This window comes from Streptosporangium sp. NPDC023615 (assembly GCF_040640155.1).
Lineage (GTDB): Bacteria > Actinomycetota > Actinomycetes > Streptosporangiales > Streptosporangiaceae > Streptosporangium.
This window is the reverse complement of sequence record NZ_JBFABE010000047.1, coordinates 24,535-40,350: the sequence shown is the minus strand read 5'-3', so window position 1 is coordinate 40,350 and position 15,816 is coordinate 24,535. Positions and strand designations below refer to the sequence as shown.

Genomic DNA, 15,816 nt, shown 5'->3' with positions numbered 1-15,816 from the left:
GTTGATCCCGGTGATCCCGGTGATCCCGGTGATCCCGGTGATCCCGGTGATCCCGGTGATCCCGGTCAGGGCCGCCATCGTGAGATGGGCGGCCGGCGATCTGCTCACGTCGAGCATCGGTTCCTCCTTCGCTCCCACGGCGATCCCTCGCCGCGCCGCGCACCCGTTGCGCGGACGTCTCGCTCACCCCCATCACCCTCGCCGCCCCCGGCGGGTTCCACCACCGGGACGTCCGCCGTATCGGTGGGGGGTGTCCCGGTGGGGATCACCGGCTGGCGGGGCCCGGCCGGGATCGGTCACGCTGTACGCCACACGGAGGGAGAAGGGCTTGGACGGACGTGCGGGCCACGGTGTGCCGCCCTGGCGGGTGATGGCCGGCGCCCCGCTGCGGGGGTGGGCCTGGCGCGAGCTGGCCTACGCGCTGACGATGCCGCTGATGATCCTCGTCGGGCCGGTCTACCTGTTCGTCGTGGTGCTGAGCGTCCTGATCACGACCAGTGTCATCGGGGTGCCGCTGCTGGCGCTGGTCGTGCTGGGGGCCAGGGGCCTGGGCAGGGTCAACCGCGCGCTGGCCGGTGCGCTGGCGGGGGCGGCGATCCCTCCTCCGCCCGCCCTGCGCTCGGGGCCGGGTGTGCTCGACCGGCTCGCGGCCGCGCTCGGCGACGTCACGGGATGGCGCGCCGTCCTGCACGGCGTGGCGCGCCTGCCGGCGGCGGCCCTGGCCTTCGCGGCCGCCGCCGGACTGTGGGGACTCGGCCTGGTCCTGCTGACGTGCCCGCTGTGGTGGCAGAACCCCCCCTTCGCGGCCGGCCCGCCGTGGTGGCGGGACTCGGCCCTTGCGGCCGCCCTGGCGACCGTGACGCCCGGCACCTGGTCCGGCGCGCTGCTCATGAGCGCGGCCGGGGCGGCGCTGCTGGTGGCGGCACCCTGGGGGCTTCATCTGGCGCTGGCGCCCGAGCGGTGGGCCGCGCGGGCCCTGCTCGGCCCCACCCGCGGCGCCCTGCGGATACGCGCGCTGGAGCAGACGCGCACGCGGGCCGTGGACGAGGCGGCCGCCGAACTGCGCCGCATCGAACGCGACCTGCACGACGGCACCGCGGCCCGGCTGGTGACGCTGGCGATGAGGCTGGGCATGGCGCAGGAGGACCTCGCCCACGCCGCCCAGACCCTCCCCGACGACACCCGTGACGGGTACGAGCGGCTCGAGCGTGCCCGCGCGCTCGTCGACGGCGCGCACCGCGACGCCAAGGACACCCTGACCGAGCTGCGGGAGCTGATCCACGGCATCCACCCGGCCGCGCTGGACAAGGGCCTGGAGGTCGCCCTGGCCACCCTGGCCGCACGCCACCCCCTGTCCGTCACGCTGGAGGCCGACCTGCCGAGGCGGCCCTCGCCCGCCGTCGAGAGCATCGCCTTCTTCTGCACGGCGGAACTGCTCGCCAACGTCGTCAAGCACAGCGGCGCCCGCCACGCCGGCGTCGAGGTGAGGGAGCGTCAGGGCCTGCTGCGCCTGCTGGTGCGTGACGACGGCACCGGTGGCGCCGTGATGGGCGCCGGGACCGGGCTGAGCGGCCTGGCCGACCGGATCGGCGTGGTGGACGGCAGGCTCGCCGTCCACAGCCCGCGCGGAGGGCCTACGGTGGTCACCGTCGAGCTGCCCATGTACATCTGAACGGAAAAGCCACATGCGCATCGTGATCGCCGAGGACGCCGTGATGCTCAGGGACGGCCTGTGCCTGCTGCTGACCTCCCGCGGCCACGAGGTGGTCGCCGCCGTGGGTGACGGCGAGGCGCTGCGGGCGGCGGTGCAGGAGCACCGTCCCGACCTGGCGGTGATCGACGTGCGCATGCCGCCCTCCCACACCGACGAGGGCCTGCGCGCCGCGATCGAGATCCGCCGTACCCGTCCGGAGCTGGGCGTGCTGGTGTTCTCCCAGTACATCGAGACCCACTACGCCGCCCGGCTGCTGGCCGACGGGGCCCACGGGGTGGGGTACCTGCTGAAGGAACGCGTCGCCGACGTCAGGGACTTCCTCACCGCCCTGGAGCGGATCGCGGCGGGCGAGACCGTCCTGGACCCGCAGGTCGTCACCCAGATCATGGGCGCCGGCAGGCGCGCCGAGGCCCTGGAGGAGCTCACCCCCAGGGAGCGCGAGGTCCTGGAGCTGATGGCGCAGGGACGCTCCAACAGCGCCATCGCCGAGGCGTTGTTCCTGTCCTACGGTTCGGTGGAGAAGCACGTGACGCAGATCTTCACCAAGCTCGGCCTGCCCCCTTCCGACAACGACCACCGCCGGGTGCTCGCCGTCCTGCACTACCTGCAGGCCTGAACGCGCCGAAGGCGGCACGGCGGCGGGGGGCGCCGGTCACACCGCCTCACACCGCCTCACACCGCCCCTGACGCGGGCGGCCGGGCGGGCGTGGCGCCGTGGTCGGGTGACAGGCCCAGCAGACGCTCCAGGGCCCGGTGCCCGGCGGGGCTGACGGCCAGGGCACGCCCGGAGCCGATCCGCCTCACCCATCCGCGCTCCAGAGCGGTCGCACAGAGCACGGCCCCGGCGGTGCCGGCCAGATGGGGGCGGCGCTCGGTCCAGTCCAGGCAGGGGCGCACCAGCGGGCGGCGCCCGCCCGCCGGCAGCCGCGCGCCGAGCTCGGCGGCGAACCATCCCCGGCCGGCGTCGCTGAGCGCGAACCCGCCCTCCTGGCACAGCAGCCCGCGCGCCAGGAGCGCGTCGGTGACCGCCACACCGAGCCGGCCGGCCAGATGGTCGTAGCAGGTACGCGCCCGGGCCATCGCCCGCGCCGCGCTCGCGGCGCGCAGCGTCGTCCCCGGCCGGGCGCCGCCTGTCCCGCTCACGGCCCCGGACCCCACCCCGCCGTCGTGGCCGCCGTCACCGCCGTCACCGCCGTGGCCGTCGTGGTCGCCGGGGGCACCGGCCAGGGCGTGGGCGGTCAGGTCCTCGACGAGCTGGGCCACCTGCGGCGAGGCCAGGCGCACGTACCGGTGACGCCCCCGGCGTTCCTGGGCCAGCAGCCCGCCCTCGACGAGCCGCGACAGGTGCTCGCTGGCCGTCGAGGCCGCCACGCCCGCGTGCGCGGCCAGCCGTCCCGCGCTCCAGGCCCGCCCGTCCAGCAGGGCCAGGCAGAAGCGGGCGCGGGTGTCGTCGGCCAGCAGGGCGGCCAGTGCCGCCAGCGGCACCGGGGCGGCGGAGCCGCTCACTCGGCGGGCAGCCGGAAGACCTGGTCCAGGGCGGTCACCCGGAACAGGTGACGCAGGTAGGAGGTCAGCGCGACGATGCGCATCTCGGCCCGGTTCTCGCCGGCGCAGTTGTAGACGTTGATCAGGGCCGCCACGCCGGAGGAGTCGACGAAGTCCAGCCCCGACAGGTCCAGGTCGAGCTTGCGCACCTGCCCGGAGAACAGCTCCCGCACGAAGACCAACAGCTCCGGCGCGGTGTCGTAGTCCAGGTCACCGGTCAAGACGAGCAGCGTGGTGTCGGGCGCGACGGCGCGCACCTGGGTACGGAACGGGGTCTTTTCGAGCATCTGTCGTCAGCTCTCCTGATCGGCGCCGGTGACGTGCGCCGCCTCGATCCCCTGGACCAGCATGTGGCGGGCCCGGGGGAAGTCTCGCAGTTCGTCGTGGAAAACACGCAGTCCCACCCGCAGCGCCTCGGCCGGAACCCCGCGCGCGCCCAGCACCGAGCCGGTCCAGCCGATGAAGTCGGTGAACACCGGCGCGTCGTCGACGTACAGTGCCGCGGCCAGGAAGTCGATCAGGTGGCCCAGGTCCTCGGCGGTGGCCTCCAGCTGCCGTGGCCCGTAGGCCGCCAGCGGCGCGTAGACGCACGCCAGGGTCGCCATCGCCCGCTCCAGCAGCTCGGCGCGCCGGCGGCGCAGGTGGGTGTACTCCTCATCGCCCAGGTGGGCCAGCGCGCCCGGCGCCGCCGGCAGGGCGGGCACGCCCTCGCGTTCGAGCCGGTCGGCGGCGGCGTCGGCGGTGGGCGCCCAGGCGTCGGCGCCCAGCAGCCGCGCGTAGCGGCCGTTGGCGCCGAACCCACCGCCGCCGGCCATCACGGGCACGCCCACGGCCTGGCAGGCGGTGATCGTGGCGTGCGCGCGCGGCAGGCGGGTGGTCAGCGCGCAGCCCAGCGCCACCACGTCGGGGCCGCTCTGGTGCAGGTGGGTGATCAGGTGCGGGCCGGGCACGTTGGCCCCCAGGAAGTCGATCCGCCAGCCGCGCAGGCGCAACACCTCGGCCAGCAGCCGGGTGGGCAGCGCGTGGTACTCGCCGTCGGTGCAGGCGACGGTGACGCGCCCGCGGGTGGGCCGGGGCCGTACGTGCGCGATGATCGCGGCGACGGCGCGTTCGCTGACGGCGGTGGCGCCGTGCTCGCGGGCGACCGACCACTCGCCTGCCGCCCACAGCTCGCCGATGCGCCGCTGGGCCGGCGCGATGAGCCCCAGCAGCAGCCGCTCGGGGTCGGCCCCGGCGCGCAGCAGCCCCAGGACCAGGTCGATGGCGGCGAACTCGTCGGCGCGCCCGACGCACTCGAGGTAGGACTCGCCCGTGCGCGCCAGATCGGCCCCGGCCAGGGTGGTGGCGCTCATCGCACGGGCCTGGCGCGCACCACGAGCAGCGCCCGGTCGTCCTGGACGTCGCCGCCCAGCCAGTCGGTGCTGATCTGCTCCAGCCGCTCGACCACCGCCGTGGCGGGCATGCCCGCGCAGCCGGCCAGCGCGCCCTTGAGCCGCTCCTCGCCGTACATCTGCCGGCCGGTGGGCCCGCCGAACGCCTCGGTGATGCCGTCGCTGTAGAGCAGGCACAGCTCGCCGGGGGCCAGGTCGATCTCCTCGGGCGTCAGCAGGGGCCGCTTGAGCGCGCCCAGCATGGAGCCGCGCGCCGCGCACTCGTGCACGCTGCCGTCGCGGCGCAGGATCAGCGGCGGGGGATGGCCCGCAACCGCCAGGTTCACGCGCAGGTGCCCCCCGGGGGCGGGCCGCAGGGTGGCCAGCACCAGGGTGACGTAGGGGTTGGGGGTGGGCGAGCTCAGCAGGGAGCGGTTCAGCAGCGGCAGCAGCCGGTCGGGGCGGTGCTCCACCAGCAGCAGGCTGCGCAGGCAGTGGCGGACCTGTCCGGCCAGCACGGCGGCGCGCGGCCCCTTGCCGCAGACGTCGCCCAGGACCACCATCGCCCCCCGCGCCGGGGCGCCGTCGGACGAACCGCCGTCCCAGGAGCCTCCGGTGTCGGGACCGACGGGGCCGGCGGGACCTTCGGGGCCGTCGGGGCCGTCGAGGGGGGCGGCGCCGGCCGGGACGGCCGCCCCGGCGGGGCACGAGGGGCTCTCGGGCAGGTAGACGTCGTAGAAGTCACCGCCGATGAGACCGGCCTGGCGGGCGGCGCGCAGGGATCCGGCCAGCTCCACCCCCCGCAGCGCCGGCAGCGGCGCCGGCAGCAGGCCGTCGCTGAGGATGGCGTTGGTGGTGCTCTGCTCCTGGTAGAGGGCGGCGGCCGAGATCGCGGCCCCGGCCCGGGCGGCGAACAGGCGCACCAGCGTCTCGGCGTCCTCGTCGAAGGCCGGCCCGCCCGGATGGCGGGCCAGCACCAGCGCCCCGGCGGGAACCCCGTTGCCCGGCAGCGGCGTGACGATCAGGTGCCCGGCCGGCCCGAAGTCCTCGGGCAGCACCCAGCCGGGTACCTGCCCAGGATCCAGCCAGCGGCTGGGCACCGGCGGGAACCCCGCCAGCGCCTCGGCCAGGCCCGGCACCTGCCCGGCGGAGGTCAGGGCGATGGCGCCCTCCTGCAGGCGCCGGTCCTGGCCGCTCAGGCGCAGCCAGCCGGCCTGGCGGCGCCCGGTGGGCGGCAGCACGACCATCGCGGCGTCGGCCAGGTAGGGAACGGCCAGCTCGATCGCGGTACGGGCGCAGCGGCGCAGGTTCAGCGAGGCCGACAACCTGCGCCCGGCCTCGATGAGGAACGCGGTGCGGGCGCGCTCGGCCAGCAACGCGTCGGTGCGGGCGGACTCGGCGCTGATGTCACGCAGGTACCAGGCCCGGTGGGCCAGGCCGAAACTCTCGTGGCGCACCAGGAGCCGCCGGCCGTGATGGTCGACCTGGTGGCCGCGTCCCTCGGGACGCTCACCGTCCAGCAGCTCCGCGGCCGGGCCCGGCGCCGGGACGCGCCCCGGGACGACCTGCGGTGCCAGCTCGGACGCGACGGCGTTGCGCATCACGACCACTCCGGCGGCGTCGCACACGACGATCCCCTCGCCGCACTCCTCGACGATGGCGCGCAGCAGCCGCTCGTCCGGCTCGCGCCCGGCGAGCGGATCGGGGCCGGCGCCGTGATCGCCGCAGGGCCGCTGCTCGTCGCGGGAACCCGCGGAACCGGCCGCGCCGGCGGTACCGGCCACGCCGGTGAGGCCGGCGAGGTCGGCGAGGTCGCCGATGGAGGGAGGTCCTGTCATCACCCGGGGCTTTCCGTTCGCGGAGGGGCAGACCAGATTATCTTTCTCGCCACCCCGGGGCGGACCCGCCTCGGGGTCGCAGGCGGGGGAGCGGGCGGCGGCAAGAGTCGTGCCCATCCCCCTGCCCGCCACGGCGTCCTTGATGCGCGCCCCGCGCGGGCGGAACGGCGCGACCTGCCACGCCCCGCCCGGCATCGGCCGGTCGGCGGCCCCTCGCCGCCCCTGTCCTGACTCCCGGTCGGGGTCTTTCTGACTTTACGAAGAGACCGAAACGTTACCCAAGCAGGCGCAACCAGGCTCAGACACCACGCATCTCCTATTAGTGTTTTAAGTGCAGTTTGCTGTAGTTGGGGAGAGAAATTGTGCTGATCGTAGGAAGCCGACACCTCAGGACGCCGCTGGCCGGTCTGGCCCTGGCGACCGCGGCGGTGCTCGCCACCGCCTGCTCCGGGGGGGCCGATACGAAGGACTCCGGTGCCGCGGCCGGCCCCGGCACCGAGGCGCCCGTCGCCTCCAGCACCCCCGCCGCCCCCGTCATAAAGATCAGCCCCGCCGACGGCGGCAAGACCGTGCGCCCCGACAAGAAGGTCGTGGTCACCGCCTCGGGCGGCGCCCTGGAAGAGGTCGTCGTCAAGAGCGGCTCCCAGGAGCTGGAGGGCGACTTCGACGCCGAACGCACCCGGTGGGTCTCCAGCACCCCCATGATCCCCGCCAGCGACTACACCGTCTCGGCACGCGCCGTGGACGGCACCACCGCCACCAGCTCCTTCCGCACCCTCAAACCCGAACGCGAGCTCGAGGTGGCCGACGTCACCCCGGCCGTCAAGGGCGAGAAGGTCGGCGTGGGAGCGCCGATCATCGTCACGTTCAACCAGCAGATCACCGCCAAGGCCGGCAAGGCCTCGGTGGAGAAGGCCCTGCTGGTCGAGTCGGAGAAGCCCGCCCAGGGCGCCTGGCGATGGATCAACGACACCACCGTGATCTACCGGACCGCCAAGTTCTGGCAGCCCCACCAGAAGGTGACCTTCACCGCCCGCCTCAAGGGCGTCCAGGGCGGCAAGGGCATGTACGGCGTCAAGAACACCACCAAGGTCATCCGGATCGGCCCCGCCCAGATCGCCACCATCGACACCCGCAAGCACAAGATGATCGTCAAACGCGACGGCAAGGTCGTGCAGACCATGCTGATCAGCGCCGGCAACGCCAGCACCCGCGAGTACACCACCACCAGCGGCGTCCACCTGGCGATGGGCAAGTCCAACCCCGAGCGCATGATCTCCCCGGGCCGCAAGAAGGGCGACCCCGGCTACTACGACCTGATGATCAACCACGCCGTCCGCTTCTCCAACAGCGGCGAGTACGTCCACGCCCTCAACAACGTCTGGGCCCAGGGCCGCCGCAACGTCAGCCACGGATGCATCAACTCCCGCCCCGACCAGGCCAGGTGGTACTACAACCAGGTCCAGCGCGGCGACGTGATCACCATCAAGGGCACCGACCGTGAGATGGAGTGGAACAACGGCTGGGGCTTCTGGCAGCTGTCGTTCAAGGAGTGGAAGAAGGGCAGCGCCCTGACCTCCGCTACAGCAGGCTGAGCTGGGCCTGGCGCGGCAACGCCAGCGGCAACGGCTGCTCGGGCCGCGCCGGACCCATCCCGTACCGGGCGGCCAGCTGCAGCACCTGACCGGTGACGGCGCGCACGTAGCCCTCCTCGGCGTCCGGGCCCCGCCCGTACAGCTCGCCGTAGCGCGCCACCAGCGCCGGGTGATGCTCGCCCAGCCAGCCCATGTACCACTCCCGCGCCCCCGGCGGCAGGCGCAGCACGTGCGGCGCCAGACTGACGGCCCCGGCGTCGGCCACCCGGCGCACGGTGGCCGCGAGCTGGTCGGGGGAGTCGGTCAGCAACGGCAGCACCGGCGCCATCGCCACCCCGCACGCCACCCCCCGCTCGTTCAGCTCGGCGACCAGCTCCAGCCGCTTCTGCGCCCCCGGCGCCCCGGGCTCCACGGTGCGGCGGATCCGGTCGTCGACGAAGGCGATGGACACCACCACCCCCGCCCCCGGCGCCGCGGCCAGCAGATCGGCGTCGCGCAGGATCAGCCGGCTCTTGGTGTACACGGTGAACGGCGCCCCGGCCTCGCGCAGCGCCGCCAGCACCCCGGGCATCAGCCGGTAGATCTCCTCGGCGCCCTGGTAACAGTCACCGCCCACCCCCACACCCACGTGCTCGCCGTCCCAGCGCGAGCCCAGCTCGGCACACAGGCGCCGCACGATGTTGGTGCGCACCACGATGCGCGAGTCGAAGTCACCACCGGCGTCCAGCCCCAGATAGCGGTGCCCCCGCCGGGCCGGGCAGTAGCGGCACCCGTGGGCGCACCCCCGGTACGGGCTGACGGCCCAGCCCTGCGGGGTGCTCTCCAGCGCGTTGCGCGCCTGCACCTCGTAGCAGGTCAGCGCCCCGTGGACCCTGGTCAGTGCCGAACGCTCGATCCGCGGCCTGACGTCGGGCGACGCGGAGAGCAGAGCGGGCGCATCCCATGGCATACGGCTCAGTGGAACACGCTTTCGACACCACTCGCAAGTGGAGCAGGTCGCGGCCCGCCCCGGCCCGCCCCGGTCCTTCGCATCGGCCCTGCCGTCACGGCATCGAGCGCCACCGAGCGCCACCGGCGGGGTGGGCGCGGGAAGGCGCGGGAAGGCGCGGGAAGGCGGGGGAGAAGCGGTGAGCGGGCACGGCACCGGACACCACCGGCGGAAACCCGCTCGCCGCCGGCCGTCGCCCTCCTCTACCCTGACCCGGTGCTGAAGCCCACCTACCCCATCCGTACCGAACGCCTGATCCTGCGCCCCTACACCCCGGCCGACCTCGACGCGCTGCACGCGATCCAGTCCCTGCCGGAGGTCACCCGCTACCTGTACTGGGGACCTCGCGAACGCGAGCAGACCCAGGAGTCGCTCACCACGAAGACGACCCAGACCGCGCTGCTGGAAGAGGGGCAGACCCTCACCGTCGCCGCCGAGCTCGCCGCCACCGGCGAACTGGTGGGCGACGGCATGCTCAACTGGATCAGCCGCATCCACCGAAGCGGGGAGATCGGCTACGTCCTGCACCCCGACCACCACGGCCGCGGATACGCCACCGAGATCGGCCAGGCCCTGCTGAGGCTCGCCTTCGAAGGCCTGGACCTGTACCGCGTCATCGGACGCCTGGACGCCCGCAACCACGCCTCGGCCCGGGTCCTGGAGAAGCTCGGCATGCGCCGCGAGGCACACCTGGTCGACAACGAGATCGTCAAGGGGGAGCGGACCAGCGAGCTGATCTACGCGATCCTGCGGCGCGAATGGCAGACCCCCGGCTAGGGGACCCCACCACCACGCCCCCGGCCGGGGCACGGCCCTCCCGGCCGGCGCGGTGTCGGCGCGGTGTCGGCGCGGTGTCGACAGGCCCGGACGCACCGGGCACCATGGGGCGGTGACCATCCTGCATCTGGCCCTGGCCCGCGACTGGGAGGCCGCCCGCGAGACGGGGGAGTACCGCGTCTCCACCCTGGGCCGCACCTTCGACGACGTCGGCTTCATCCACGCCTGCACCGGCCACGAGCAGCTCCGCGGCGTCGTGGAGCGCTTCTACCGCCACGTCACCGACCCCCTGGTACTGCTCAGCGTCGACCCGGCCGGACTGGACGTGCGCCTGGAGGTGCCCCCCGGCTCCCAGGAGGCCTTCCCCCACCTGTACCAGCCGCTGCCGGTCACCGCCGTCACCTCGGCCCTGCCCTTCTCCCCGCCCACCCCCGCCTCCCGATGACCCTGGTCATCCCGTTCATCCTGATCTCCCATGAGATGACCATGTAGCGGTACGCTCTGCGCATGTCCAACCCGGTGGTCATCCTCCTGCTGACGGTGGTCTTCCTCGCGATGGCCATCGCCTTGATCGTCTTCGCCGTGCGGGCGGCACAACGCCCCCGCAACGCCCTGGTCGGCGGAGGCGTCGGCCCGGAGCTCATCGAACGGATCCTGGAGCTGAAGGCCTCCGACCAGTTCGACCAGGCCGTCTTCCTCGTCCGCGGCGAGACCGGGATGAGCCACCGCGCCGCCGCCCGCTTCGTCAGAAGACTCAAGCCCCCCGTCGCCTGACGCCCCCGTACACCGGCGTCCCTTTCGACATCCCTCTCACGCTCCGCCGGCCACCCCCGATCGGCCGGCCACCGGCCGACTCCCGGCCGCCCCCAGATCCGCCGTCCGCTGTCCGCACGGGGCCCGGCCGAGGTCCGACGGGGCCCGACCGGGACCGGGTCCCGATCCGATCCCGTCCTGACCGGCAGGCGGGCGGGCACGCGATCGGGCTCACCCGCCGACCTCCTCGGCGCAAGCGGGGCCGCGACTCCGCCGACTCCGCCGACTCCGCCGACTCCGCCGACCACGCCGTCGCCGCCGGTCGCCACCGCCTGAGGGCGGGGACGTGCCGCGTCCCTGCCCTCGCGCGGCGCAGAACCGCCCCGTACCGCCCCGTACCCGCAGGCCGGCGCCGGGGACCTCGTGCGGCGCCCGGCCCCCGCCGAGGTCCCGGCCTCCGCCCGCCCCGATCTAATGCGATTTGCTCGCAATTACAACCTATGAGCAGAATGTGGTGTTTCTCGTAGGCCCTCACCTGACCTCGCACCTCCGGAGACTCACCGCATGAGCCGCCCCCTCCACGCCCCTCCCGCCGCGCCGGCCACCGGCGACAGCGCACCGCCGAAGGCGGCGACATCATGAGAAGGCTGCTCGTCCTTGCGGCGGCCCTGACGCTGGCCGCCTGCTCACCGGCTCCCGCCACGCAGGGGAGTGCCCAGAAGACCGGACAGGAGACCCGGCAGGCGCAGGCACCGGCCGGTTTCCCCGTCACGGTGGACAACTGCGGGCGCAAACTCACCTTCGACAGGCCGCCCGCCAAGGTGGTGACCGGCTACCACCCCGCCCTGGAGACCCTGCTCGCCCTCGGCCTGGGCGACCGGATCACCGGGCGCACCAACTTCTCCGAGAGCCCGTTCCTGCCGGGCCACAAGGAGCAGTACGACAAGATCCCGGAGATCTCCGGCACGATCATGCTGCCGCAGAAAGAGGTCATGCTCGCCCAGGGCGCGGACCTCGTCGTGGACAACGCCATGGCGAGCTTCGACGCCGCCGGCGGATACGCCACCGTGGAGGAACTGGACGCGGCCGGCTCCCCGCCCTACATCCTGGGAGGCTGGTGCAGCCCCCAGGAGGTGCTGGAGTTCACCATCGACGACACCTACACCGACCTGCGCAACCTCGGCGCGATCTTCGGCGTCCCCGGCCGCGCCGACGCCCTGATCGGCGAACTCCAGGGCAGGCTCGCCGACGTCACCGAGCGCGTCGCCGGCCGCGGCCCGGTCAAGGTGCTGGCCACCGACGGCGGCAAGGGCCCGGTCAACGCCTACGGCGGCTCCGGCATCACCAACCAGATGATCACCTCCGCCGGCGGGGTGAACGTCCTGGCCGACGTCAAGGGCGACTACACCGAGGTCAGCGCCGAGAAGGTCAGCGCGGCCCAGCCCGAGGCCGTCCTGGTCAGCGACTACGCCACCCTGCGCGGCGAGGACACGCCGAGCTCACAGGCCAAGGCCGCCGAGGCCTTCGCCATCGCCAGGAACAGCCCGGCCGCCAGGAAACAGCGCTACCTCGCCCTGCCCGTGGCGGCCCAGCACCCCGGCTACCGCAACATCCTGGCCGTCACCGACATCGCCCGCTTCCTGCACCCCGACGCCTTCACCCCGTGACCGGCACCACCCGGCAAAACCCCGCACGGACCGGGCCCGTGCCCGGCAAGCGCCGCACGAGCCGCTTCCCGCTGCTCATCGCCGCACTCACCCTCGCCGTCGTCGCCTCGACCTGGCTGGCGGTGAGCATCGGCGCGGTGCACGTCGCCCTGCCCCAGGCCTGGGGCATCATCGCCCACCACCTCACCCCCGGCGCCCCGAGCGGCGGCACGCCGACCTGGACCCCGGTACAGGAACAGATCGTGTGGGACTTCCGCCTGCCGCGCGCCCTGCTGGCCCTCCTGGTCGGGGCCGGCCTGGCGGTGGTCGGAGCGGTCCTGCAGGCCCTGGTACGCAACCCGCTGGCCGACCCGTTCCTCCTCGGCATCTCCTCGGGCGCCTCCTTCGGCGCGGTCCTCGTGCTGGTCCTGGGCGCCTCGGCGCTGGGCGGGCTGTCCCTGTCGGCCGCGGCCTTCGCCGGATCCCTGCTCGCGCTCGCCCTGGTCTACGCGCTGGCACAGCGCTCGGGCCGCCTGGCCCCCTCCCGCCTCGTACTGGCCGGGGTGGCACTGGCCTACCTCTTCCAGGCCGCCTACAGCTTCGTGCTGCAACTGGCCCAGAGCGGCCGCGCCGCCCAGCAGGTGCTGTTCTGGCTGATGGGCAGCCTGGGCGGCGCCCGCTGGCACATGCTGCCACTGCCGGCCGTCGTACTGGCCGCCGGGGTGACCTACCTGCTGCTGCAGCACCGCCCCCTGAACGCGATCGCCGCCGGAGAGGAGACCGCCATCTCCCTGGGCGTGAACGTGCACCGCCTGCGCCTGACCCTGTTCGTGCTGACCTCGCTGCTGGTCGGCGTGCTGGTGGCCACCAGCGGCGCGATCGCCTTCGTCGGACTGATCGTGCCGCACGCCGCCCGCCTGCTGGTGGGCGCCGACCACCGCCGCGTCCTGCCCGTCACCGCCCTGCTCGGCGCGGTGTTCCTGCAACTGGTCGACATCGCCGCCCGCACCGTCAACGCCCCGCAGGAGCTGGCCCTCAGCATCGTCACCGCCCTGTTCGGCGTGCCGTTCTTCCTGTGGCTGCTGCGCCGCCGCTCGGTGGAGCGGACGGTGAGCCTCACGTGAGGCTCGACGTGTGCGGCGTGTCCGTCGCCCTCGGCGGCCACCCGATCGTGCACCGGGCCGACCTGGTGGTGAAACAGGGCGCCTTCGTCGGCCTGACCGGGCCCAACGGCTGCGGCAAGTCCACCCTGCTGCGCTCGATCTACCGCGCGCTGCGCCCCACGGCCGGGCTCATCACCGTCGACGGCGACGACGTGCACCGGCTACCGGCCCGCCAGGCCGCCCGGCGCACCGCCGTGGTCACCCAGGACAATCCGGCCGACCTCGACTTCACGGTGGCCGAGATCGTCGCCATGGGCCGCACCCCCCACCCGGCCGACGCCGCGGCCGACCAGGAGGCGTGCGCGCGGGCCCTGGAGCGCGTCGGCCTGTCCGGCGCCGCCGAACGCCTCTTCGCCACCCTGTCCGGCGGGGAGAGGCAACGGGTCCTTCTCGCCCGCGCCCTGGCCCAGCGCACCCGCCTGCTGCTGCTGGACGAGCCCACCTCCCACCTCGACATCCGCCACCAGCTGGAGATCCTGCACCTGGTACGCGAACTGGGCATCACCACGCTGGCCGTGCTGCACGACCTCAACCAGGCCGCCGCCTTCTGCGACCACCTCTACGTGATGGACAGCGGCCGCATCGTGGCCGACGGACCGCCCGGCCAGGTCCTCACCCCCGACCTGATCGGCCGGGTGTACGGCGTGCGCGCCGTACACCGCACCCAGCTCGTCTTCGAGCGCCTCGAGAAGGAACCATGACCTCCCGGCCCCCGCCCGCCCGCCCCCGCCCCGGCCCGCGCGCCGCTCATACCGCTGAGCGACGGTGCGGCGCCCGGCCGTCCGGTTGGACCATTCACCAAGGAAGGCCGGACGACGGGCGCCGCGGTCATGGAGGTCAGACGCCCCTGGCCGCGCCGTAGCGGGCGATGACGTCGTCCCAGTTGATCAGCGACCACAGCTTCTGCACGTAGTCGGGGCGCACGTTGCGGTACTGCAGGTAGTAGGCGTGCTCCCAGGCGTCGAACACCAGCAGCGGGGTGGTGTTCATCCCGACGTTGCCGTGGTGGTCGTGGACCTGCTCCACCACCAGGCGCCGGCCCAGCGGCTCCCACGCCAGCACACCCCAGCCCGACCCCTGCACCGTCGCGGTGGCCGTGGTGAGCTGCTTCTGAAAAGCCTCGAACGAGCCGAAGTGCTCGACGATGGCCTCACCGAGCTCGCCGTCGGGGCGGTCGCCGCCGTCGGGGGAGAGGTTCCGCCAGAAGATCGAGTGCAGCACATGCCCCGACAGGTTGAAGGCGTAGGTCTTCTCCAATCCCACCAGGCCGCCGAACTCGCTCCTGTCGCGCGCCTCGGCCAGGCGCTCCAGCGCGTCGTTGGCCCCCTTGACGTAGGCGGCGTGGTGCTTGGCGTGGTGCAGCTCCAGGATCTCCCCGGTGATCGCCGGCTCCAGCGCCGCGTAGTCGTAGGGCATGTCAGGCAGCGTGTACTCACCCATCGGCCGTCCCCTCGTGCGCAGTAATTGCAAACTATAGGCAACAACCATAGTGACGCAATAAGTATCCGGCCTTCGCCGCCCCGAGCGCCGCCGACCACCGGGCGGCATGGCAGAACATCAAAAACCACCTTGCCCCCCACGCGGACTTCACAGGCCGGAACCTGACACCGATCCTCGACGCCGCCCTGAAACCGCTCGAAGAGACCGCCACCGGCGAACGGAGCGTCCGCGAGGTGCTGGGCGACGACCTCGAGCGCTTCTGGGCGGCACCGGCCGGGGGAGAAGGGGCCCGAAGCCACCTCGACCGATGGCGCGCGCACATGGCACGGGGCAGGGCACTCCCGCCGGACCACCGGATCGCCTACAGGGAGATCCAGAAGTACCTGTTCAAGGTCGGACCGATCGACCTGCCCGACGGGCCCTCGCTCCCAAAAATCGTCGACTTCTTCAAGGAAGGCGTCGCGGACGGCAGGGGAGTCCCGGACCTCCCCGGCGACGACCTGATCAAGGACTGATGCACCGGCGCGGACGTCCACCGGGAGCCTGACGGCGGAAAACCCGGCACGGCCGAGAGGTGACACCCGCCCGTCGGCCGCCGGAGCCCCCTCAAAACAGGGAGAACCGACGGGTAAGCCCAAAAAAAGATGAGCTTTTGTCCATAAAAGTACTATTTACTTCGAAGGGCGCGGGGGAGCAGCCCACCCGCCGATTCCACGAACGGTCACGGCCACGATCCCCGTGCCACCCAAAGGCGCCCGGCGAAGCAGAAGACCGCACGAACCCGCTGACCGAGCAGGTCGCTCGAGGCAACCATGATCATCGAGCATGATCACCGAGTGCGTCCACGGGGCGCGAGGATCACAACAGACGCCAAGATCACATCAACCCTCGAGGCGGCGTTCGAGGAGTGGATCAGGTGACTCAGGTGAGACGGAAGCCGAGCCGAGGCGGCTCGCACCCGGCGGTCGGCGAACCGGCGAGCGGGCC

At 73.3% G+C, this 15,816-nt stretch carries 15 protein-coding genes and 1 pseudogene; 10 read left to right on the top strand and 6 right to left on the bottom strand.

Translation table 11 applies throughout. The features are described from left to right. Positions 1-328: 328 nt before the first annotated feature. Both AB0G16_RS27140 and AB0G16_RS27135 read left to right on the top strand, forming a co-directional pair. On the top strand, positions 329-1,672 hold the full coding sequence (locus AB0G16_RS27140) for a sensor domain-containing protein (protein WP_362810678.1): 1,344 nt from the start codon (positions 329-331) through the stop codon (positions 1,670-1,672). 13 nt (positions 1,673-1,685) lie between these two features. Further along, a complete protein-coding gene (locus AB0G16_RS27135; RefSeq protein ID WP_362810676.1) occupies positions 1,686-2,330 on the top strand; it encodes a response regulator transcription factor in 645 nt (214 codons plus the stop codon). A 56-nt stretch (positions 2,331-2,386) separates the two neighbouring features. Here the strand turns inward: AB0G16_RS27135 and AB0G16_RS27130 are convergent, their stop codons facing one another. The 4 genes from AB0G16_RS27130 to AB0G16_RS27115 are packed head-to-tail and all read right to left on the bottom strand — an operon-like array spanning position 2,387 to position 6,467. Beyond that, positions 2,387-3,220 (bottom strand): winged helix-turn-helix domain-containing protein, encoded by an 834-nt coding sequence (locus tag AB0G16_RS27130; protein WP_362810673.1) that lies wholly within the window; start codon positions 3,218-3,220, stop codon positions 2,387-2,389. Continuing rightward, entirely contained in the window at positions 3,217-3,546 is a 330-nt protein-coding gene (locus AB0G16_RS27125) for an STAS domain-containing protein (RefSeq protein WP_362810670.1), read from the bottom strand. Before AB0G16_RS27125 ends, AB0G16_RS27130 begins: the two co-directional genes overlap by 4 nt. 6 nt (positions 3,547-3,552) lie before the next feature. Continuing rightward, positions 3,553-4,611 carry a cobalamin B12-binding domain-containing protein gene (locus AB0G16_RS27120; protein WP_362810667.1) on the bottom strand — a complete coding sequence of 353 codons (1,059 nt, stop codon included), beginning with the start codon at positions 4,609-4,611 and terminating at the stop codon, positions 3,553-3,555. Continuing rightward, on the bottom strand, positions 4,608-6,467 hold the full coding sequence (locus tag AB0G16_RS27115; RefSeq protein WP_362810664.1) for a PP2C family protein-serine/threonine phosphatase: 1,860 nt from the start codon (positions 6,465-6,467) through the stop codon (positions 4,608-4,610). Before AB0G16_RS27115 ends, AB0G16_RS27120 begins: the two co-directional genes overlap by 4 nt. 362 nt (positions 6,468-6,829) lie before the next feature. On the opposite strand from AB0G16_RS27115, the gene AB0G16_RS27110 reads away from it, so the two are divergent. Continuing rightward, positions 6,830-8,062, top strand: coding sequence for an Ig-like domain-containing protein (locus AB0G16_RS27110; protein ID WP_362810661.1), 1,233 nt, complete (start codon positions 6,830-6,832; stop codon positions 8,060-8,062). On the opposite strand, the gene AB0G16_RS27105 is transcribed toward AB0G16_RS27110, so the two are convergent. Beyond that, on the bottom strand, positions 8,049-9,011 hold the full coding sequence (locus AB0G16_RS27105) for a radical SAM protein (RefSeq protein ID WP_362810659.1): 963 nt from the start codon (positions 9,009-9,011) through the stop codon (positions 8,049-8,051). The two genes, AB0G16_RS27110 and AB0G16_RS27105, sit on opposite strands and share 14 nt — an antisense overlap. A gap of 255 nt (positions 9,012-9,266) precedes the next feature. Between AB0G16_RS27105 and AB0G16_RS27100 the strand changes: the two genes are divergently transcribed. From AB0G16_RS27100 to AB0G16_RS27075, 6 genes are all read left to right on the top strand, one after another. Further along, positions 9,267-9,827: a GNAT family N-acetyltransferase gene (locus AB0G16_RS27100; protein ID WP_362810656.1), complete on the top strand. Its 561-nt coding sequence runs from the start codon at positions 9,267-9,269 to the stop codon at positions 9,825-9,827. Between the two features lie 112 nt (positions 9,828-9,939). Then, the gene (locus AB0G16_RS27095) at positions 9,940-10,272 is read left to right on the top strand and encodes a DUF952 domain-containing protein (protein WP_362810653.1); all 333 of its coding nucleotides are present in this window, start codon (positions 9,940-9,942) and stop codon (positions 10,270-10,272) included. Positions 10,273-10,334: 62 nt separating this feature from the next. Continuing rightward, positions 10,335-10,601, top strand: coding sequence for a hypothetical protein (locus AB0G16_RS27090; protein WP_362810650.1), 267 nt, complete (start codon positions 10,335-10,337; stop codon positions 10,599-10,601). Between the two features lie 617 nt (positions 10,602-11,218). Continuing rightward, positions 11,219-12,247, top strand: coding sequence for an ABC transporter substrate-binding protein (locus tag AB0G16_RS27085; RefSeq protein WP_362810647.1), 1,029 nt, complete (start codon positions 11,219-11,221; stop codon positions 12,245-12,247). Positions 12,248-12,285: 38 nt separating this feature from the next. Further along, entirely contained in the window at positions 12,286-13,350 is a 1,065-nt protein-coding gene (locus tag AB0G16_RS27080) for an iron chelate uptake ABC transporter family permease subunit (RefSeq protein WP_362810644.1), read from the top strand. Continuing rightward, complete coding sequence (locus AB0G16_RS27075; protein WP_362810641.1) at positions 13,347-14,090, top strand: ABC transporter ATP-binding protein; 744 nt, start codon at positions 13,347-13,349, stop codon at positions 14,088-14,090. The genes AB0G16_RS27080 and AB0G16_RS27075 overlap by 4 nt, the downstream gene beginning before the upstream one ends. Positions 14,091-14,226: 136 nt before the next feature. Here AB0G16_RS27075 and AB0G16_RS27070 read toward each other — a convergent pair whose 3' ends face one another. Next, positions 14,227-14,829: a superoxide dismutase gene (locus tag AB0G16_RS27070; RefSeq protein ID WP_362810638.1), complete on the bottom strand. Its 603-nt coding sequence runs from the start codon at positions 14,827-14,829 to the stop codon at positions 14,227-14,229. 101 nt (positions 14,830-14,930) lie between these two features. Here AB0G16_RS27070 and AB0G16_RS27065 point away from each other — a divergent pair. Continuing rightward, positions 14,931-15,344, top strand: a pseudogene (locus AB0G16_RS27065) (DUF1048 domain-containing protein); the annotation flags it as partial. Between the last annotated feature and the right edge of the window lie 472 nt (positions 15,345-15,816).